The sequence below is a fragment of the Pseudomonas sp. NFIX10 genome (genome assembly GCF_900111955.1).
GTDB lineage: Bacteria > Pseudomonadota > Gammaproteobacteria > Pseudomonadales > Pseudomonadaceae > Aquipseudomonas > Aquipseudomonas fluorescens_AA.
In genome coordinates, this window is record NZ_FOKH01000012.1 from 38575 (window position 1) to 56321 (window position 17747).

13 protein-coding genes are annotated in these 17747 nt (G+C 62.7%); 2 read left to right on the plus strand and 11 right to left on the minus strand.

Features of this window, described 5'->3' with window-relative positions:
• Window positions 1–60: 60 nt before the first annotated feature.
• The 5 genes from BM321_RS13260 to hutC all read right to left on the minus strand — a co-directional run bounded on the left by BM321_RS13260 (window position 61) and on the right by hutC (window position 6079).
• Entirely contained in the window at window positions 61–1029 is a 969-nt protein-coding gene (locus tag BM321_RS13260) for an ABC transporter substrate-binding protein (protein WP_092328775.1), read from the minus strand.
• Between the two features lie 70 nt (window positions 1030–1099).
• Window positions 1100–2566, minus strand: a complete 1467-nt coding sequence (locus tag BM321_RS13265) for a purine-cytosine permease family protein (protein WP_092442807.1) — start codon at window positions 2564–2566, stop codon at window positions 1100–1102.
• A gap of 151 nt (window positions 2567–2717) precedes the next feature.
• The gene (gene hutU, locus BM321_RS13270) at window positions 2718–4406 is read right to left on the minus strand and encodes a urocanate hydratase (protein ID WP_039592729.1); all 1689 of its coding nucleotides are present in this window, start codon (window positions 4404–4406) and stop codon (window positions 2718–2720) included.
• Window positions 4407–4802: 396 nt separating this feature from the next.
• A complete protein-coding gene (locus BM321_RS13275; protein WP_092442808.1) occupies window positions 4803–5372 on the minus strand; it encodes a HutD/Ves family protein in 570 nt (189 codons plus the stop codon).
• A complete protein-coding gene (gene hutC, locus BM321_RS13280; protein ID WP_170842365.1) occupies window positions 5369–6079 on the minus strand; it encodes a histidine utilization repressor in 711 nt (236 codons plus the stop codon). Before hutC ends, BM321_RS13275 begins: the two co-directional genes overlap by 4 nt.
• Window positions 6080–6222: 143 nt before the next feature.
• Between hutC and BM321_RS13285 the strand changes: the two genes are divergently transcribed.
• Window positions 6223–7587 carry a formimidoylglutamate deiminase gene (locus tag BM321_RS13285; RefSeq protein ID WP_092442809.1) on the plus strand — a complete coding sequence of 455 codons (1365 nt, stop codon included), beginning with the start codon at window positions 6223–6225 and terminating at the stop codon, window positions 7585–7587.
• A 120-nt stretch (window positions 7588–7707) separates the two neighbouring features.
• On the opposite strand, the gene BM321_RS13290 is transcribed toward BM321_RS13285, so the two are convergent.
• Both BM321_RS13290 and BM321_RS13295 read right to left on the minus strand, forming a co-directional pair.
• Window positions 7708–8277: a lipocalin family protein gene (locus tag BM321_RS13290; protein ID WP_092201136.1), complete on the minus strand. Its 570-nt coding sequence runs from the start codon at window positions 8275–8277 to the stop codon at window positions 7708–7710.
• A gap of 31 nt (window positions 8278–8308) precedes the next feature.
• Entirely contained in the window at window positions 8309–8563 is a 255-nt protein-coding gene (locus tag BM321_RS13295) for a hypothetical protein (RefSeq protein WP_003186715.1), read from the minus strand.
• Window positions 8564–8846: 283 nt separating this feature from the next.
• Between BM321_RS13295 and BM321_RS13300 the strand changes: the two genes are divergently transcribed.
• Window positions 8847–10739, plus strand: coding sequence for a methyl-accepting chemotaxis protein (locus tag BM321_RS13300; protein ID WP_218190452.1), 1893 nt, complete (start codon window positions 8847–8849; stop codon window positions 10737–10739).
• A gap of 113 nt (window positions 10740–10852) precedes the next feature.
• On the opposite strand, the gene BM321_RS13305 is transcribed toward BM321_RS13300, so the two are convergent.
• From BM321_RS13305 to BM321_RS13320, 4 genes are all read right to left on the minus strand, one after another.
• Entirely contained in the window at window positions 10853–11449 is a 597-nt protein-coding gene (locus BM321_RS13305) for a DUF924 family protein (protein ID WP_092333630.1), read from the minus strand.
• 3 nt (window positions 11450–11452) lie between these two features.
• Window positions 11453–12463 carry a class 1 fructose-bisphosphatase gene (locus BM321_RS13310; RefSeq protein ID WP_092173410.1) on the minus strand — a complete coding sequence of 337 codons (1011 nt, stop codon included), beginning with the start codon at window positions 12461–12463 and terminating at the stop codon, window positions 11453–11455.
• Window positions 12464–12698: 235 nt separating this feature from the next.
• Complete coding sequence (locus tag BM321_RS13315) at window positions 12699–14081, minus strand: DUF3999 domain-containing protein (protein ID WP_092442811.1); 1383 nt, start codon at window positions 14079–14081, stop codon at window positions 12699–12701.
• A complete protein-coding gene (locus BM321_RS13320) occupies window positions 14078–17701 on the minus strand; it encodes a DUF2339 domain-containing protein (protein WP_092442812.1) in 3624 nt (1207 codons plus the stop codon). The genes BM321_RS13315 and BM321_RS13320 overlap by 4 nt, the downstream gene beginning before the upstream one ends.
• Window positions 17702–17747 lie beyond the last annotated feature (46 nt).

Sequence of the window (17747 nt, forward strand, 5' to 3'; positions counted from 1 at the left end):
GATCAAGTGGATGCGGTGAACGTCCCGGCCAGCCCCACGGTTGGCCGGGAAGGATTCGACCTACAGAGCCGCGTCGATTTTCTTGGCAGCGTCTGCACTGACCCAGGCGTGCCAGACTTCAGGATGTTCCTTCAGGAAGATCTTCGCCAGTTTCGGCGACTCGATCCGATCTTTGGCCATGCGCCCGAGGTTCTGGTTCAGGATATCGATCGGCAGGTTGACCTTTTCCAGCACCGCCACCAGCTCCGGGGCTTCGTCGTGGAAGGTCTTGGACAAGCCGACCTTGATGCTCACGCTTTTATCCACGCCGGGTTTTTCTTCCAGTTTCACCAGGTCCACCTGGCCCATCAGCGGCGTAGGCGACCAGTAGTAGAACAGGATCGGCTCGCCACGCTTGTAGCTCGACAACACCGCCGCATCCAGTGCCGGGCCGGTGCCTGGACGGAAGTTGGTGTAGGTTTTTTCCAAGCCGTAGCTTTTCAGCATTTCGCTGTTGTCCAGCTCACAGGTCCAACCGGCCGGACAGTTGTAGAAACGGCCCTTGGACGGCTCTTCCGGGTCCTTGAACACGGCGGCGTACTGGCCCAGGTCGGCAATGTTCTTCAGGCCAGGAGCCTTGGCTTCGAGCTTGCGCTTGGCGTCGCCTTCAACCACGTAGCGCGGCACATACCAACCTTCGATGGCGCCCACCACCGGCGCGCCGACGCCGACCACCTTGCCGGCCTTCTCGGCCTTGTTCCACACCTCGCTGCGGCCGACCCACTCTTCGGCGAACACCTGGATGTCGTTGCTGCTCAGGGCGTTTTCCATGGTGATGGAGTTGCCCGGCAGGCTGTCGGTCTTGCAGTCGTAGCCTTTTTCCAGCACCACTTGCAGGACGTCGGTCAGCAGCATGGCGCTTTCCCAGTTCAGGCCGGCGAACTTCACCGGTTTGCCCGACTCACACCAACCCGCCGCTTGCGTGGCGCCAGCGCTGGCCAACAGGCCCAAGGAAAGCAATGTGGTCAGCAGGGTCTTGTTCGACTTCATTATGTGACGCTCCTAATCAGTTGGATTGGCTTACGGCAGTCAAGAGGCATCCAGCCCTGTCAACGTCCCATCAGACCGCTTGAATGCGGCCCGCCCTGCTCGGTTGTGCGTCAACCGCGTCCTGCTCGAGCGGCAGGATCAATTGATCGGGTACTGCGCTGTGCCACTTTTTGGCGAGGACGTAATACAGCGCCGCCGGGACCACCAGGCCGATGATCCAGGAGATATCCACGCCGCCCATGGCTCCCACCAGCGGACCGGTATAGAACTTGGTGGCGATGAACGGCAGTTGAACCAGTACACCGAAGACATAGACGCTGATACCCAAGGCGTTCCAACGACCGTAGCGGCCGTTCGGATCGGCCAGGGCCGGCACGTCATAGCGCTCGCGCGTGATGCAGTAGTAGTCCACCAGGTTGATCGCGCTCCAAGGGGTAAAGAACGCCAGCAAGAACAGGATGAAAGACTTGAACGCACCGAGGAACGAGTGCTGGCCGAGCAGCGCGATCAGGGTCGCGGCGCCGACGATAACCAGCACGAAGACCAGACGCTGCAAGCGCGTGACGTTCAGGTGGCCCCGGAAACCGCTGATGATGGTGGCAATGCACATGAAGCTGCCGTAGGAGTTCAGCGTAGAGATGGTGACCTTGCCGAACGCGATGCTGAAGTACAGCAGCGCAGCGGTGGCGCCGGTACCGCCCAGGCCCACGATGTAGGCCACTTCGTGACCGGCGAACTGCCCATTGGCCGAGGCGGCGGCAAACACGCCGAGGATCATCGCCACCTGCGCGCCGATGACCGAACCGGCGCCTGCGGCGAAAAAGGTTTTCACCGACGACGTCTTGCTCGGCAGGTAACGCGAATAGTCAGCCACATAGGGGCCGAAGGCGATCTGCCAGGAGGCCGCGAGCGACACCGCCAGCAGGAAACTGCTCCAGCTAAAATGGCGGATTTGCAGAAGTGCGCCAACGTCCGTCTGGCTGATCAGGCGAGCGAACAGGTAAACGAAGGCAATCACGCCAATGATGCTGGCGACGCGGCCAATGAAGTGAATCACCCGATACCCAAGCACCGTAACCAGCACGATGACGCTGGCGAACATGAGGATACCGGCACTGTCACTGACGCTGAACAGTTGTCCCAGCGCCTGGCCGGAAAGCACGGTGCCCGTCGCGGTGAAACCCAGGTACATCAGGCACACCAGCACGATCGGGATGGCCGCGCCATACACACCGAACTGCACCCGGCTGGAGATCATCTGCGGCAGGCCAAGCTTGGGCCCTTGCGCGGCATGCAAGGCCATGACCCCACCGCCGAGCACTTGGCCGATCAGCAAGCCGATCAACGACCAGAACACATCACCGCCCAGCACCACCGCCAATGCACCGGTGACGATGGCAGTGATTTGCAGGTTGGCCCCCATCCAGAGGGTGAACTGGCTCAACAGCCGACCGTGTCTCTCCGCTTCCGGGATGTAGTCGATCGAGCGCTTCTCGATCAACGGTTTGCTGCTTGCGCGTGTGCTGGTGACAGCCATGGTTCAACCTCTGTGGATTGTTTTGGGGGTGATGCTGGTACTGCTTTTCTATGTGGGAGCGAGCTTGCTCGCGATAGCGGTGTATCAGCCGATGCCTGTGTCGAATCTGATGACGCCATCGCGAGCAAGCTCGCTCCCACAAGGGCCGGGGTTATTTGCCGGTGATCATCGGCAAGTTCAGCCCCTGTTCCTTGGCGCAATCGATGGCGATCTGGTAACCGGCATCGGCATGGCGCATCACCCCGGTGCCCGGGTCGTTGTGCAGTACGCGAGCAATACGTTCGGCCGCTTCGTCGGTACCGTCGCAGACGATCACCATGCCCGAATGCTGGGAGAAGCCCATGCCGACGCCGCCACCGTGGTGCAGCGACACCCAGGTCGCGCCGCTGGCGGTGTTGAGCAAGGCGTTGAGCAGCGGCCAGTCGGAAACGGCGTCGGAGCCGTCCTGCATGGATTCGGTTTCACGGTTCGGGCTGGCCACGGAACCGGAGTCCAGGTGGTCGCGACCGATGACGATCGGCGCCGACAATTCGCCGCTGCGCACCATCTCGTTGAAGGCCAGGCCCAACTTGGCGCGCTGGCCCAGGCCGACCCAGCAGATACGTGCCGGCAAGCCCTGGAAGCTGATGCGCTCGCGGGCCATGTCCAGCCAGTTGTGCAGGTGAGCGTCGTCGGGGATCAGTTCCTTGACCTTGGCGTCGGTCTTGTAGATGTCCTGGGGGTCGCCGGACAGCGCAGCCCAACGGAACGGGCCGATGCCACGGCAGAACAGCGGGCGGATATACGCCGGGACGAAACCAGGGAAGTCGAAGGCATTTTCGACGCCCTCTTCCTGGGCCATCTGGCGGATGTTGTTGCCGTAGTCGAAGGTCGGCACGCCCATTTTCTGGAAGGCGAGCATGGCTTTGACGTGGACGGCCATCGATTGCTTGGCGGCCTTCACCACGGCAGCGGGCTCGGTCTTGGCGCGGGCACGGTATTCGTCCCAGGTCCAGCCAGCCGGCAGGTAGCCGTTGAGGGGATCATGGGCGCTGGTCTGGTCGGTGACCATGTCCGGGCGCACACCACGGCGGACCATTTCCGGCAGGATTTCGGCAGCGTTCCCACACAGCGCGATGGAAATCGCCTTGCCTTCGGCAGTGTATTTCTCGATGCGCGCCAGGGCGTCGTCGAGGTCTTTGGCTTGCTCGTCGACGTAGCGGGTCTTCAGGCGGAAATCGATACTGACCTGCTGGCACTCGATGTTAAGCGAGCACGCACCGGCCAGGGTCGCGGCCAGGGGTTGTGCACCGCCCATGCCACCCAGGCCGGCGGTCAGCACCCAACGGCCCTTGAGGTTGGAGTCGTAGTGCTGGCGACCGGCCTCGACGAAGGTTTCATACGTACCTTGGACGATGCCCTGGCTGCCGATGTAGATCCAGCTGCCAGCAGTCATCTGGCCGTACATGGCCAGGCCCTTGGCGTCGAGTTCGTTGAAGTGCTCCCAACTGGCCCAGTGCGGCACCAGGTTGGAGTTGGCGATCAGGACGCGAGGGGCGTTGCTGTGGGTCTTGAACACGCCCACCGGCTTGCCGGATTGCACCAGCAGGGTTTCGTCGTCGTTCAGGTTGGTCAGGCTTTCGACGATCTTGTCGTAGCACTCCCAATTGCGCGCCGCGCGGCCGATGCCACCGTAGACCACCAGTTCCTTGGGGTTCTCGGCCACTTCCGGGTCGAGGTTGTTCATCAGCATGCGCAGCGGCGCTTCAGTCAGCCAGCTTTTGGCGGTCAGCGTGTTACCGCGAGGGGCGCGGATTTCAACGTCACGGTATTTTTCGGGTTTGCGGGTAGCGTCGGTCACAGCAAAAACTCCTCAGCGATCAATCCAGACCAGCCCGGGCAGTGGGCAGCGATTTAGCGAACGTTGCGTAGAAGATCGGTGACTCATACGCATACGTCTTTACTTGTATGTACAAGCATATGCAATCAAGCGGCCAACTTGTTGAGCACACGCTTGCAGGATGACTTGAGGATTGGCTGAAAGGCCCGCGATTGAGCGGTTTGAGAGCCAGATGAAATTTCTGAAGGAGGGATTTATGAAGAAGGCAGGCAGGTTACGAAAGTACGGGGCTGCGCCACGCTGGGGCATTCAGTAACAAGTTGGTGCACAGAAGAAACAGCAGGCAGACACTTTGTGGCGAGGGATTTTATCTGTGGGAGCAAGGCTTGCTCCCACAGGGTACTCAAGAAGCTGAAATCAGCGAGCCGTCAGTTCGATCACACAGCATTGGCCGTGGCTGGTGATGTCCAGCAGCCCGGTGTTACCGCTCAACTGCATGCAGTCGTAGAGGCCCAGGACAACGGCGGACTCACCAATCTTGATGGTCAATCCCGGGGCCGCGCTGAACACCAGCAATGTCTCCGCTTCGCTGAAAAATCGTTGCTGTCCCCCCACCCACTGCAATCGCGCGCGGTAACGCTGCGGTGCATAGATCAGGTTGAAATCCCGAATGGGGCCGCCCAGCAAGGTGCAATGCACATGGCTCTCGCCGCTGAAGGCAAAGGGGTCCAGCGGATGCAAAGGTCGCGTGGCCTGGCCATCGACGTTCAGCGTCATGCCGTCTCCCTGCAAGACGCTGATGATCCGCTCGTAACCGGCAAATGTGGAAAAACCACCCGACTCGGCAATGTCGGCAATCGACAGGCGCCAGCCGAAGCCGTCCAGGCCAGTGCCGGCATCGCGAGTGATTTCCTCAGTGCTGCCGCCACCGTTTTTCCACGGCATGCGTGGGTAATCGGCAGCGCGTAAAACCTTCAACTGGCTCATTTATGAAAGCGCCCTTCCAGACTGTGACGGGAACCCGGATGGATCAGGCGCGCGGCGGTCACCGGCTGGCGCCCGGACCAGGTGCGGCGGCGGATCAACAGGCACGGCTCGCCTCGCTCGATCTGCAGCAATTTGCACTCGCTCGGCTCGGCCAGAATCGCCTCGACCACATGCTCACCCTCGGTCAGCGGCGCGACCTGGTTCAGATAGGCGTAGGGCGTCTGCAAGGTGAAGTCCTGCTTGAGGTAGTCCGGCGCCACCAGTGCGTTGACGAAACGGTCCTCGATTTGCACTGGGATGTCGTTCTCGAAATGCACGATCAGCGAGTGGAACACCTTCTGGCCTTCACGCATGTCCAGGGCCAGGGCTCGCTCGGAACCGGCCGCCTCTTCTTCCAGGGTGATGACCTTGCAGGTGTGGCGATGACCACGGGAGGCGATTTCGTCGGCGATGTTATGCACTTCAAACAACGCGGATTGGCTCTTGGGCTCGGCCACGAACGTACCGACCCCCTGCATGCGCACCAACAGGCCGTCGGCGGTCATTTCCCGCAGGGCACGGTTGATGGTCATGCGACTGAAGCCCAACTGGCTGACCAGCTCGCTTTCCGACGGCACGCGGTAATGCGGCGGCCAGTTTCCACTGTCGATCTGCTGGGTGATCATCTGTTTGACGCGGGCGTACAAGGGCGCCGGACTGTCACCCATGTGTGCGGCCAGCGGCGGTTTGGCAGGCGGAGTCGGCACGGCGGTTCCCTGTTCTGCGAATAAGGTTGCTAGCTTGCCGGAGTTTACCGGCCAGGCAAACGTCTGTATATGTATATACAAATTAAGCACGATGAGGTTGAACCATGTCCGCCTTCTTTGCCGAACGCGCGCTGCTGCCTAGTGGATGGGCCCATGATGTACGTCTTGAGGTCGATGCCCAGGGCGTCCTGACCCATATTCAGGCCGGTTCCCACGCAGACGGCGCCGAACGGCTGGGCGGTGCGCTGCTGCCGGGCATGCCGAACCTGCACTCCCATGCCTTTCAACGGGCGATGGCCGGGCTGGCGGAAGTGGCGGGCAATCCCAACGACAGTTTCTGGACCTGGCGCGACTTGATGTACCGCCTCGTCGGAAAAATCAGCCCGGATCAACTCGGCATCATCGCCCGCCAGCTGTACATCGAAATGCTCAAGGCAGGCTACACCTCGGTCGCCGAATTCCATTACGTGCACCATGACACCGACGGCGCGCCCTACGCCGACCCGGCGGAGCTGGCCCTGCGCATCAGCCACGCCGCCAGCGCCGCCGGCATCGGCCTGACGCTGCTACCGGTGCTCTACAGCCATTCCGGTTTTGGCGGCCAGGCGCCCAATGACGGGCAGCGCCGGTTCATCAACAGCACCGAAAACTACCTGAAGCTTCAGTCACGCTTGCAACCGATCCTGGCCGGGCAACCGTCCCAGGCCCTGGGCTTGTGTTTCCACTCGCTGCGCGCCGTGACACCGGGGCAGATCCAGGACGTGCTGGCCGCCAGCGACCGTGATTGCCCGGTGCACATCCACATCGCCGAGCAGCAGAAGGAGGTCGATGACTGCCTGAGCTGGAGCGGCGCCCGCCCGCTGCAATGGCTGTACGAACACACCGAAGTCGACCAGCGCTGGTGCCTGGTGCATGCCACCCATGCCAACGCCCAGGAAGTCAGCCTCATGGCCAAGAGCCGGGCGATTGCCGGCCTGTGCCTGACCACCGAAGCCAACCTGGGGGACGGCATTTTCCCGGCCGTGGATTTCCTCGCCCAGGGCGGGCGCCTGGGTATCGGTTCCGACAGCCATGTGTCCTTGAGCGTGGTCGAAGAACTGCGCTGGCTGGAATATGGCCAGCGCCTGCGTGACCAACGGCGTAACCGCTTGTATCGGGCGGATCAGCCGATAGTCGGCCGCACCTTGTTCGACGCGGCATTGGAAGGCGGCGCCCAGGCCCTGGGGCAACCGGTCGGCGCCCTCGACATCGGCAAGCGCGCCGACTGGCTGGTGCTCGACGGCAACGATCCGTACCTGGCCACGGCCAATGGCGACGGGATTCTCAATCGCTGGTTGTTTGCCGGCGGCGATCGTCAGGTGCGGGATGTGATGGTCGGTGGACGGTGGGTTGTGCGTGATGGGCGTCATGCCGGCGAAGAGGAAAGCGCCCGGGCGTTTACCCAGGTATTGCGCGAACTTCTAGACTGACCCTATCAAATCTGTGGGAGCGAGCTTGCTCGCGATGAGGCCTTCACATTCAACACTGAAGTTGGCTGAAAGTCCGTCATCGCGAGCAAGCTCGCTCCCACATGGGTTCTCAGCAGCCGATCAATTCGAAGTCTTGGCCATCTGCCGATCCGACGCGCGCCAGATCAGTCGTGTCGTGTCGTAGCCCTGCTGGCGCGCCTTGCTCAGCAGCTCCTCGCGCACGACGCTATTGACGGTCGGTGTGCGGGACAGCAGCCACATGTAGCGGCGGCTCGGGTCGCCGACGATGGCGGTCTTGTAGTCATCGCTGACGTACAGCACCCAGTATTGCCCTTTCGCCACGCCTGGCACGATCCGTGAAAACCAGTTGTCGAACTCGACCCAGAGCTTGTCGGTCTTGCCCGGCACCTGCGGCGTGGCCGTGCCCCTGGCCTCCTCCCACTGCCAGTCCGAGGTCAGGCAGCGATTGAGCACACCCACATTGCCGTCTGGCTTGAGGAGGTAGTGAGCTTCCGATTGCGCGCAATTGCGCTGGAAATACATGGGTAGACGGGCCAACTCATACCAGGTCCCTTGGTAACGCTTGAGGTTGACGCTGTTGACCGTCTTGGGCGCCAACGGATCCACGCCAGAAGTGGCGCAGCCGGCCAATACCAGGCCAGCCAAAAGCACAAACACTAACCGCATCATTATTTTTCTCCCGCAGGCCTCTGGCCTCGGTTTACTTCAGGCCTTGGCCGGAAAACATCAACACTTTGTCACCGGCGTACTGCACGCTGATAAAGCTTTTCTGGTCGCCCCAGGTACAGCTGGACATGCCGAGTGCGCCTGAGCAATCGGTCGGTTTCCCCAGCAACGTTTCGACTTCGGCCTTGGGCATGCCAGCCGACAGTTTCGAATAGTTTTCCTGGTTGACCTTGCTGCATGCGGTCAACACGACGCACATAAACAGCAGAGCGATAGATCGCAGCGACATGGTGTAACTCCTGGAACGGAAGGGAGGTGGCAGGGTGCCAACCTGATCCTTAGAAGAGAAAACCCCTATCTGGTTCCCTGACACCCCTAGTATTTATTGGCTGTGCAGAGGTGTTTCATCGATGAATCACCCGGTTTGTGACGCCGTCGTACCTTTCGTCGGGACTGAGCCCCTGGCGCCTGATGGGCCGGGCTTTTACGCCGATAAAAGTCACAGCGCAAAATTCTGCGCTATGGCAAATTGACAGCCCTTCCTGACCCGTCCCTCCGCGGTAGTGTTCTTAATGACCAGAAACATGAAATTCAGCCACAAGATCTTGCTGGCTGCCGCCCTCGTGGTGGCCGTTGCATTCGCCTGTTTCATCCTGTTCAACGACTATCGGCAAAGCCAGAGCCTGCACGCCAGCACCGAGACCTCCATGCAGGAACTCGGCAACCTGACCAGCCGTAACATCCAGACGTGGGTCGACGGCCGTATCCAATTGCTGCAGTCGCTGGCCCAGCAGATCGCCGTGGACGGCAACAATGCCGACAGCCTCAAGCGCGCCGTGGGCCTGCCGGCGTACACCGGCAACTTCCAGCTCAGCTATTTCGGCGGCACTGACGGCGTGATGTTCTCGGTACCGGCCGGCAATCGCGCCGCCGACTACGACCCGCGCGCCCGTGGCTGGTACAAGGCCGCCAACAGCGCACAGCAAACCATCGTCACCGAACCGTACATCGCCGCCTCGTCGGGCAAGCTGGTGATCACCGTCGCCACGCCGGTACAGCGCCAGGGGCAGATGATTGGCGTGGCCGGTGCGGACATCGACCTGTCCAGCGTCAGCGCCATTATCAACTCGCTGAACTTCGGCGGCCACGGCCACGCGTTCATCGTCAGCGCCGACGGCAAGATCCTGATCCATCCCGACAGCAAGCGCGTGCTCAAGACCCTGGCCGAGGCCTACCCCAACGGCGCGCCGCAAATCAGCCCGGGGGTGAAGGAAGTCGACCTCGACGGCAAGACCCAATTCATCTCCTTCACCCGCGTCAACGGCGTGCCGGGCACCGACTGGTACGTGGCGCTGGTGCTCGACAAGGACACCGCGCTGGCGATGCTCAGTGAGTTCCGTACGTCAGCGCTGATCGCCATGGTCATCGCGGTGGTGTTCATCATCGCCCTGCTGGGCATGTTGATCCGCGTGCTGATGCAACCGCTGCTGACCATGGGCCGCGCCATGCATGACATCGCCGAAGGCGAAGGCGACCTGACTCGCCGCCTGGTCATTCACGGCCATGACGAATTCGGCGCACTGGGCACGTCGTTCAACCGCTTTGTCGAACGCATCCACACCTCGATCCGCGAAGTGGCCTCGGCCACCGGCCAGGTCAACGAAGTCGCCTTGCGCGTGGTCAGTGCGTCCAACTCGTCGATGTTCAATTCCGACCAGCAGGCATCACGCACCAGCAGCGTGGCCGCGGCCATCAACCAGCTTGGCGCCGCTGCCCAGGAAATCGCCCAGAACGCCGCCCTCGCCTCGCAACATTCCAGCGAGGCCCGCAACCTGGCCGTAGACGGCCAGCACGTGGTGGATAAAACCATTGCGGCCATGCAGCAGTTGTCGGCCAAGATCAGCGATTCGTGCGGCAACATCGAAACCCTGAACAGCAGCACAGTGAACATCGGCCAGATCCTCGAGGTGATCACCAGCATTTCCCAGCAGACCAACCTGCTCGCCCTCAACGCCGCCATCGAAGCGGCCCGGGCCGGTGATGCCGGGCGCGGTTTCGCGGTGGTGGCCGATGAAGTGCGCAACCTGGCGCACCGCACCCAGGACTCGGCGCAGCAAGTGCAGAAGATGATCGAAGAGCTGCAAGTCGGCGCACGGGAAGCGGTGCTGACCATGACCGATAGCCAGCGCCAGAGCGAAAGCAGCGTCGGCATTGCCAACCAGGCCGGCGAGCGACTGGGCAGCGTGACCCAGCGTATCGGTGAAATCGACGGCATGAACCAATCCGTGGCGACCGCCACTGAAGAGCAGACCGCCGTGGTGGAGTCGATCAACGTCGACATCACCGAGATCAATACCCTGAACCAGGAAGGCGTGGAAAACCTGCAAGCCACCTTGCGCGCCTGTGCCGACCTCGAGCAGCAGGCGGCGCGGTTGAAGCAGTTGGTGGGTAGTTTCCGGATCTAGCGTCTTCAAGGTCCCTATCGCGAGCAAGCTCGCTCCCACAGTTGACCGCGTTCGAAGTCATCAATGTGGGAGCGAGCTTGCTCGCGATGGCGGCATCAGCTACATCGAAAGAATCAGAACCTGGACCCAGGCCTGTTCAAAAATTCAATTTCCTCAGCCGTGGACTCGCGCCCCAACACCGCGTTGCGATGGGGAAACCGTCCAAACCGCGCAATGATCTTCTGATGCCGCTCGGCATAATCCAGGTTGTCTTCAAACACCGCCCGTTCCGCCTCCGGTTGCTCTCGGACCAGGTCGATGAACCGCGACACGGCTTCGTTCTGCACCGCCAGGTTTTCGCAGTGTTCGAGTACCAGGTAGATGAAGACGCGCTGGATCGGCTTGAGTTGCCGGTCGAAACCCGCCGCCATGCCCTGGGCCACCAGCGCTTGGGCACGCAGGTCGCCGGAAAAAGCCTTGGGGGTGTCGCGAAAGATCATCCGCGGGAGTTGATCGAGCAGTAGCACCAGGGCCAGCCAACCTTCCGGGCGTTGCGCCCAGTCGGTCAATCCGCCGGCCAGTGCCTGCTCAACCCGATCGCCGAAGCGCTCTTGCGCCTGGCGATCATGGCCTTTGCCGAACCACAGCTTGCCCTTGTCGGCCGCTATTTCGTCCGGTGTCTGGGCTGCACCAAACCACCAATCGAGCAACGGCTGCCAGGGCTCGGCCATGATTTATTCCTTGTGGTAGGCCGTGGCGCGGGCCACTTCTTCCTTCGAACCAAGGAACACGGCCACGCGCTGGTGCAGACCTTCAGGCTTGATATCGAGGATGCGCTGGTGACCGTCGGTGGAAGCGCCGCCCGCCTGCTCCACCAGGAACGACATCGGGTTGGCTTCGTACATCAGGCGCAGCTTGCCCGGCTTGGACGGCTCGCGGCTGTCGCGCGGGTACATGAACAAGCCGCCACGGGTCAGGATCCGGTGCACGTCGGCAACCATCGCGGCGACCCAGCGCATGTTGTAGTTCTTCTTCAGCGGGCCTTCTTCGCCTGCCAGCAGCTCTTCGACGTAGCGTTTTACCGGGGCTTCCCAGTGACGCTGGTTGGACATGTTGATGGCGAATTCCTGGGTGGATTCAGGAATGGTGATGTCTTCATGGGTCAGGACGAAGCTGCCCATCTCGCGGTCCAGGGTGAAGCCCTTGACGCCGTCGCCCAGGGTCAGCACCAGCATGGTCTGGGGGCCGTAGATGGCATAACCGGCGGCGACCTGCTCGGTGCCCGGCTGCAGGAAGGCCTTTTCATTCAGGGCTTCGTTCTGGCTCAGGTACTCGTTCGGGCAGCGCAGTACCGAGAAGATGGTGCCGACCGGCGCGTTGATGTCGATGTTCGACGAACCGTCCAGTGGGTCGAACACCAGCAGGTAGGCACCCTTGGGGTATTTGCCCGGGATCTGGTAGGCATTGTCCATTTCCTCGGACGCCATGCCGGCCAGGTGACCACCCCATTCGTTGGCTTCGAGCAGGATTTCGTTGGACAGCACGTCGAGCTTCTTCTGCACTTCACCCTGCACGTTTTCGGTGCCCATGCTGCCCAGGACACCACCCAACGCGCCTTTGGAGACGGCGTGGCTGATTTCCTTGCACGCACGCGCCACCACTTCGATCAAAAAGCGCAGATCGGCAGGGGTATTGTTGCTGCGGGTCTGCTCAATCAAATAGCGACTCAAGGTAACGCGGGACATGGACGGCTCCGAAGAATAGGGGGCGGAAAAACCAGCGCAGTTTAGCGCGAGTCGGGACTTAATTCCTCCTATGAGACGGAGAATGGAGGATTGAGTTCACGGGGTGGCGGCTCGCTTGGATATTTCTGTCGATTGAGAGGACGCCATCGCGAGCAAGCTCGCTCCCACAGTTGACCGAGTTGTTTCGACGAACGCGGTCTATTGTGGGAGCGAGCTTGCTCGCGATGAACGCACCTCAGCTCTTGACCGGCGGCTTGCGAAGCAGGCTGAACGCCATCGCCGCGAGGAACAGCACGCTCAGCAGCAACACCGCCCACAGGCCGATTTTCTTCCAGTTGGTATCGACCGTCGCAGGCGCGCTTGCGGTTGCAGGGGTCGCCGCCGGCGTCGACGTGGCCGCGCCGTTCACCGTCGCCGTCCCCAGCGTCGCCAGGCGCGACGGTTTGTAATCGGGCACCAGCGTGCTCAATGGCAAGTTGGCCGCTTTGACTGTCGCGCTGCCCAACGCCAGGCTGTAGGGCCCTTCGCCCCGCGCCAGGAACACCACCTGGGTCGGGCGCACGGCAAAGCGCAGGGCCGGGGCTTCGGTTCCCAGGCCGCCGCCACGCTCGTCCACGGTCAGTTTCAATTGCTGCACGGTCTGGCCGGACAGTTGCAATTGGTTTTGCAGCACATCCTGGCCGTTCTGGGTCAGGCGATAGAGCAAGCCACTGCCCAGCGGCTGCCACGGATGGCTGCTTTCACGGCGACCGGCCAGGGTCACCGGCGCCAGGCTGTTGGCCTGACTCAGTTCGACCTGCACTTGCTCGATGTTCAGCCCCATGGGCAACTGCCAGGTGTACTCACCGGCCTTCGTCGTGCTGCCGGCCAACGGTTGCGACCAGACCAGCGGCAACGGCAGGCTTTCGCGGCTGGCGCTGTGCAGCTGGGCCGAGGTCAGCACCGGCGCGGAGGACGGCGAATCCCACAGCAACCGCAGATAGCGCGCCGGTTGCCCCGGCAGGTTCACTTCATGCTGCTCGACCCGCTCATCGGCAAAGGTCAAGCGCGCCACCTGGCCTTCACCCCAGGATTGCCAGTGCTGCAAGTCGTCACTGGCTTCGATGGTGAACCGCTGGAAGCCGTCGCGCTCGCTGGTCCAGTCGAGGATCAACTGCTGCAACGGTGCCTTGATCGCGCTGGCATCCAGCAACCAACCGCGCAGCTCCTCCTCCCCCGCTTCGAGCCGACTCGATGGCTGGACTTCCACCAGCGTGCCATTGGCGTTCGACTGCACACGTACGCTGGGCGCGCGCTCGTGGTCATCAGCGGCGTTGTAGAGCGGGAACCACTTCACGTCGGTAAGGGTGCGGTTTTCCTGGCTCTGGGCCGACTCGCGCACCAAGGCGTAGGCCTGGGCCTGCCCGGCGGCGTTGAAGACGCGCAGGTCGCTCAGGTCGGTCTGCCGCGCCTGCAGCTGCACGTCCAGTGGCAACGGCAGGCGATACCACGGCCCTTCGCCGCTCAGGGCCAACGGCACTTGATGGGCGAAATCCGCCGGTTGCTCCTGGGCCGTAACCGACAACGCCACCCACAATCCGACCACGCCCAGCCCGATCCGATTCAACTTGCGACTCAAGATGACACTCCCTCACTGACAGGCATAGGCGGCTCATCCTGGGCGACCGTCTCCGGGCGCTTGGGCGGCAGCGGCGCGAAGTAGCCCACCACCAATAGCAATACACCCACGCCGATGAACGACACGATCCGCGCCAGACCGCCACGGTTACTCAATTCGACAAAGAACAGCTTGGCCACGACCACGGCGATCAACGCCGCACCGATCAGCCACACTTCACGGCGATGGCGCAGATGCCCACCGATCATCAGGCCCAGGGCGATCAAGGTCCAGACAATGGACAACCCGGCCTGCACGAACATCGACTCGAGCAGCGCGTCCAGCTCGTAGGGCACCCCCATCCACTGGTGGGCCGTGCGCATCACCAGGGCGGTGAAGAACGCGAACAGCGACACACCGGCGATCAACTGGGCGACGTGCCCGACGCGACTCCAGCCGTTCGTCGATTGCTCCACGGCGTTGCGAGCCCACACATAGATACCGAACAAGGCGAACAGCAGGCCCAGTTCCAAGGGATTGAGCAACGGCACATAAGGCAGGGGCTCTGAGTTGCCATCACTGAAGGTGTTGGTCAGCCAGAACCAACCGAGCATCAACAGCGCCATGGGCGCCGCCGCATAGACACGATATTCCCGGGGTTGTGCCGAAACCGGCCATGGCAAGGGACGCGGCGTGGCCATCAGCACCAGATAAAGACCTGGCAGGATCGCCCAGGCCAGCCAGCGCCAAGCGTTGTACTGCTCGGACAGCAACAGCAGGCCGTAACGCAACTCCAGCATCAACACCGCCATCAGCAACCAGCAACCGAGTACGTGGGCCGTACTGCGCGCCCGGGCCGGCAGCATCGGCGCCAGGCGCTTGAGCGAGAGGAAATGCACGGCGAATACCGCCAGCCAGGCCAGCCAGCCGAAATTCGCGGCCGGGTGATAGTGGCTGTGCCCCGTCGCCACCAGTACGCAGCCCGCCGCCGGGATCAACAAGGTGCACAGCAGCCCCAGCGCCGGCCATTTCAACCGCAGCGACAAAACGCTCCACACCGCCACGCTGATGGCCGCAACCAACAACAGCAAGCTGCCTTGCAGGTTCGCCGGAGCAAAACGCAGCACTTCGCTGACCCACGCCAGCGCCCACCAACCCGCGCCCCAGATCAGCAACAGCTCGGACAGGCGCTGCAAGCTCAAGGCGTCCAGCTCCTGCGCAGCGTGCGCCCGTTGCAGGCGCCACGCGCCCACCAGCGCCGCCAGCCCCAGGACCAGCGGCGTCCAGAAGCCGCTATGGGCCAGGGGCCGCAGATCCTCGGCATTGAGCGGCCCCAACAGCGCCGGCCCCGCCGTCAGGAATGCCGCACCGCCCAGCAGTTGCAACAACAGGCCGAAGACAAAGCTCACGCGCTGTTTCAGGTACAGGCTCAGCCAGATGATCAACAGGCCACTGGCCGCCCACACCCCGCTCGCCGTTTGCCAGGGCAGGACGAACAGCACCGCGAGGTTGATCAGCACCAGCCCCGCCAGCAGCACCACCGACAAGCCGCGCAGCAACCGGACATCGTTGCGCACCATGTCGTCGCGCGCCGCCAGCAACATGCCACCGATCAACGCCAGACCGATCAGAGAAGCACTGAGCAAACCGCTCCAGCCCGCGCTGAACACCGCCGCCGAATCGCCCTCGGCGCCTTGCAGGCGCAACAGGAACAGTGCGCCGCCGAGCAATTGCACCGCGAACGCCGTGAACAGGAAGCTGCGCGATTGCAGGCGCAGGCCGACCCACAACGTCGCCAATCCGGCCAGGGCCCAGGCGATGGCCGTGCCGTGGGTAAAGAAGAACAACGGTGCCAGCAGATAGAGGAAACCCAAGCCCAGCACCGCCAGCACCGGCAGGCCTTGGCGCTCCCAAGCCGCAGTGTGTTCAGGGGCTGCCTTGCGCAGTTGGTAGAACGTGAACAGCAACGCGCCGCCGAGCATCAGCGCGCCCAACGGTGAGCCGTCGAGCAGGCTGCCTTCGCCAGATCGCAATTCGCTGAGGAAGGCCAGCGCCGAACCCAATTGCAGCAACAAAGCAAAGGCTCGTGCGAAAGGTCGTTGCTGGCGCAGGCCCAGCCAGAAGATCCCCGCGCCTTCCACGGCCCAGGCCGCCGCGGTCCAACGGGCGTCGAGCCCCAAGGGGATTGCCAGGCTGGCAAAAATCACCCCCAGGGCCAGACAGGTTTCCGCCAACAGCAGGGCGCGGCCGCCCATCAATAACCGCGCCAGGCCCATGTAGATCATGCCCAGGGCCAAGGCGCTGAAGGCAGCGGCAAACTCCAGGTGCTGCACCAACGCCAACTGCAAGCCGAAGCCCACCAACGGCGGGCCGAACAGCATGCTGCCGTCGACGTAATCGCCCTTGCGCGCCGACCAGCGCAACAACGCGTCGCGGCTACCATCTTCAGGCACATCGCTCATTTCCAGCAGCTTGCGGCGGGTGAACAGCAAGCCAATCGCCAGGTAGATGAGGAAGAACAGGATCAGGAACGGCTCGGTGCTCCAGAGCAGCTCTGACGTGTAGGAACGCAGGCCCCAGGCGAAACCGATGCCGAAGGTGCCGACAAAACCGATCAGGTTGAGCAGGCGCCAGGCCTTGAACCAGGCTATCGCGAGAATGCCGGCATTGAGCAGGATGAAATAGCTGAACAGCGCGACGTGGTTGCCGCTGCCGGTAGAGGTCAGGATCGGTGCGGCAAACCCGCCCAGTGCCGCCGCCGCGGCCAGGCCCAGGGCATTCTGGGTCACCGCCAGGATCGCCGAGAACACCGTCACCGCCACCAGCAAGCCCAGGGCCGCCTTGGAATCGAGCAACGGATGCAGGCGCATGGCGGCGAACACCGTCAGGTACAACACGGCGATCCCGGTGCCCTGGAGCATCAGTGCATAACTGTTGTTACGCTGGCGCAACCACCAACCCAGGCCCAACAGGCCCAGCGCACTGGCCGCGACGCCGGCGTAACGCAGCTCGATCGGCACCACCATGCCTTCGGTGGCATAGCGCAGTAGGAACGCCAGGCCGAGGAACAACAGCACCACACCGACCCGCAGCACGGTATTGCCGCCGAACAGCCAGTTGCGCGCACCGGTGAGGGCGCGGTCGAACAGATTCGGACCACGCGGGGCCGCCGGCTCCGCCACCATCGGCTCCAGGGGCAGAGGGGCAAAATCGCGCTCGGCACGCCGGCTGGACGTCTCTGGCGCGGGCTTCCAAATGTCATCGGGCAACGGCTGGCTGGCCTGGGTGGCCATCGCGGGAGCGGGTTCGAGGTCTGGCGGCAATTCCCAGACGAGCTCCGGTTCGGTGCGCGTTGCGGGCTTTGCGGCCTGGGACACGACAACCTCGGGCGCGGGGGCCGGATCACTCGGTTCGGCCACCTTGCCGCGTTCGAGTACCGCCAGGCGGCCCTCCAACGTGAGTAAGCTCTGCTGGGCCTCTTGCAACAAGATCTGTTGCTTGGCCGCCTGGACACCCAGGCGCCCCAATCGAAACGCCTGGGCGATGCCAAGCCCCACCAGTGCGCCTATCAGCGCATCGGCGAACGACTCGTCCACCACCCAGCCGAGTGCCAGGCCCAACAACGTCAAGATCCATTGCATGGTTGATATCCCTAAGCGGCCCATTGCGGGCGTAACCAGGGTGATG

Excerpts from the sequence above, each read along its gene's own strand:
- BM321_RS13265 (WP_092442807.1), bottom strand. The coding sequence starts at position 2,566 with ATGGCTGTCACCAGCACACGCGCAAGCAGCAAACCGTTGATCGAGAAG.
- BM321_RS13285 (WP_092442809.1), top strand. The coding sequence starts at position 6,223 with ATGTCCGCCTTCTTTGCCGAACGCGCGCTGCTGCCTAGTGGATGGGCC.
- BM321_RS13305 (WP_092333630.1), bottom strand. The coding sequence starts at position 11,449 with ATGGCCGAGCCCTGGCAGCCGTTGCTCGATTGGTGGTTTGGTGCAGCC.
- BM321_RS13300 (WP_218190452.1), top strand. The coding sequence starts at position 8,847 with ATGACCAGAAACATGAAATTCAGCCACAAGATCTTGCTGGCTGCCGCC.
- BM321_RS13320 (WP_092442812.1), bottom strand. The coding sequence starts at position 17,701 with ATGCAATGGATCTTGACGTTGTTGGGCCTGGCACTCGGCTGGGTGGTG.
- BM321_RS13295 (WP_003186715.1), bottom strand. The coding sequence starts at position 8,563 with ATGTCGCTGCGATCTATCGCTCTGCTGTTTATGTGCGTCGTGTTGACC.
- BM321_RS13310 (WP_092173410.1), bottom strand. The coding sequence starts at position 12,463 with ATGTCCCGCGTTACCTTGAGTCGCTATTTGATTGAGCAGACCCGCAGC.
- hutC (WP_170842365.1), bottom strand. The coding sequence starts at position 6,079 with ATGGGTGACAGTCCGGCGCCCTTGTACGCCCGCGTCAAACAGATGATC.
- BM321_RS13275 (WP_092442808.1), bottom strand. The coding sequence starts at position 5,372 with ATGAGCCAGTTGAAGGTTTTACGCGCTGCCGATTACCCACGCATGCCG.
- BM321_RS13260 (WP_092328775.1), bottom strand. The coding sequence starts at position 1,029 with ATGAAGTCGAACAAGACCCTGCTGACCACATTGCTTTCCTTGGGCCTG.
- BM321_RS13290 (WP_092201136.1), bottom strand. The coding sequence starts at position 8,277 with ATGATGCGGTTAGTGTTTGTGCTTTTGGCTGGCCTGGTATTGGCCGGC.